At 42.6% G+C, this 1,495-nt stretch carries 1 protein-coding gene and 1 pseudogene; one reads left to right on the plus strand and one right to left on the minus strand.

Features of this window, described 5'->3' with window-relative positions; translation table 11 throughout:
- Positions 1-95 precede the first annotated feature (95 nt).
- Positions 96-470, plus strand: a pseudogene (locus QUA83_RS30395) (CHAT domain-containing protein); the annotation flags it as partial.
- A gap of 18 nt (positions 471-488) precedes the next feature.
- Here the strand turns inward: QUA83_RS30395 and QUA83_RS30400 are convergent.
- Positions 489-1,142, minus strand: coding sequence for a Crp/Fnr family transcriptional regulator (locus QUA83_RS30400; protein WP_333297934.1), 654 nt, complete (start codon positions 1,140-1,142; stop codon positions 489-491).
- Positions 1,143-1,495 lie beyond the last annotated feature (353 nt).

Here is a 1,495-nt window from a genome sequence, read left to right on the forward strand (position 1 = left end):
TCGCTGGTATTTATAATTATGAACTTTCTTTAAAGACTAAATTAGAGAGCGCCTGAGACTTTCGCAAGAGGTCTAATGAAGTGAAGAGGCGAGATTTGCCAGGAGCGATCGCCCTTGCTCCATCAGGAAATGATGACGGATTGCTGACTTCGAGCGAAATCTTGGATTTAAAATTAAATGCTGAATTAGTGGTATTAAGTGCTTGCAATACTGGCAGAGGAAAACTGACAGGCGATGGTGTGCTTGGGTTATCTCGTGCTTTAATTAGTGCTGGTGTTTCCAGTATTATCGTTTCTCTGTGGTTAGTGCCCGATGAGCCGACAGCGGAATTAATGGCAGAATTCTATCGCCAATTACAGAAAAACCCGAATAAAGCTCAAGCTTTGCGGCAAGCAATGCTGATGACAATGAAGATGCACCCAAATCCGCAAGATTGGGCAGCGTTTACGCTGATTGGCGAAGCAGAATAAGATTTTTTTCGGCGCTTGCTACACAGCTTGAGGGTTGCAGCCAAACAAATCGGACGTGGAGGCAAAAACATCTTTGTTAAGAATTAAATGCCGATCGCCATCTCGACTGATTAACCCTTGCTGCTGCAATTTTCCCAACATTCGAGTTACTGTTACTCGCGTCGTACAAATCGCATTAGCAATATCTTGATGTGTCAAGCGGATATTCAAACGAGTTCCCTCAACCACAGGCTGACCGAAGTCCTGTTGCAATAATAGCAGTAGCTGATACAAACGGTCATCTACTCGCCGCTGTCCGGCGATCGCTAAAATTGCTTCCATTTGCCGCAGCCGCCGTACCATTTGAGGCAGCAACTCGTGAGCCAATTGAGGAGAAGCTTCGATTTCCACCATAGAATACCACATCAAATAAATATCTGATGTCGCCGTAGCTCGGTAAGTCTGCAAGCTTGTCAACCACAAACCGAAGCACATCGAAGGCCCAACCCAACCCAAAAGTCCTTCTTCCCCGTTTGGATAAAGCGTACTCAGTTGTGCTAAACCTTGACAGACTCGCCAAAGGCCATGCGACATCATAGGAATGGTTTCGCCCTTAGCATAAAAATGCAAGTTTCGAGTCGCTCCTGTGTTATGCTGGATTTCCGCTAAAAGTGCTTTGGATGTTGGTGGCATATCGCTTATTTCCAGCTAAAAAACATTGTCTGAGACCTACGGATATCACTCTAGCCGGCGAAGGTAAAGGTTTGGTAATCGTCTGGTTAGCGGCAAGATAAGCTTTAGTCATTAGTTGTTAGTTGTTAGTTGTTAGTTGTTAGTTGTTAGTTGTTAGTTGTTGGTTGTTAGTTGTTGGTTGTTAGTTGTTAGTTGTTAGTTGTTAGTTGTTAGTTGTTAGTTGTTAGTTATTAGTTATTAGTTGTTAGTTATTAGTTATTAGTTGTTAGTTATTAGTCATTACTCACAAGTTAAGCTAAAAGCACTATTGTCAATGAGTAAAATTACTCATCTTTTACCTGTTGACCCAATTA

The organism is Microcoleus sp. K1-B1 (genome assembly GCF_036704705.1).
GTDB lineage: Bacteria > Cyanobacteriota > Cyanobacteriia > Cyanobacteriales > Microcoleaceae > Microcoleus.